The sequence below is a fragment of the Pseudomonas shirazensis genome, from assembly GCF_014268785.2.
Taxonomy (GTDB): Bacteria; Pseudomonadota; Gammaproteobacteria; order Pseudomonadales; family Pseudomonadaceae; genus Aquipseudomonas; species Aquipseudomonas shirazensis.
Genome location: NZ_JABWRD020000013.1, coordinates 1 through 429 on the forward strand (window position 1 = coordinate 1; position 429 = coordinate 429).

Genomic DNA, 429 nt, shown 5'->3' on the forward strand with positions numbered 1-429 from the left:
CAGCTAACCGTCACGGTCGGCAGGCGCACCACCGGCTTCGACTACAAACCCGGCCAAGTGCCCCCCGAGGCCAACGTGCTGGCCGACGGCAAGCGCGTTGCCTTCACCTACGAACCGGCCCTCGACAACCAGCTGCTGAGCATCGCCCCCGCAGGCGAGCCCGCCAACGCCTTCACCTTTCACCCCGACCTCGCCCTGCCCGCTTCCAGCAGCGGCCCGCTCGGCACGCTGGCCATGGCCTACAGCCCCTCCGGCAAAGCGCTCGAGGACACCTGGAGCGTCGATGGCAAGGCGCACACCACCACCTGGCGCCATACCCTCAACGGCCTGCGCCAGGGCCTCGTCGACAGCCACGGCAGCGACCACCGCTACGAGTACGACCGCTTCGGCCGCCTGGAAAAGCATGTGCAGGATGACGTCAGCACTGCC

The 429-nt window shown here is 68.8% G+C and carries 1 protein-coding gene; it reads left to right on the forward strand.

The window, feature by feature from the left end; genetic code table 11:
* The coding region (locus tag HU736_RS21670; protein WP_217862404.1) for a hypothetical protein at positions 1-429 on the forward strand (429 nt) is incomplete at both ends.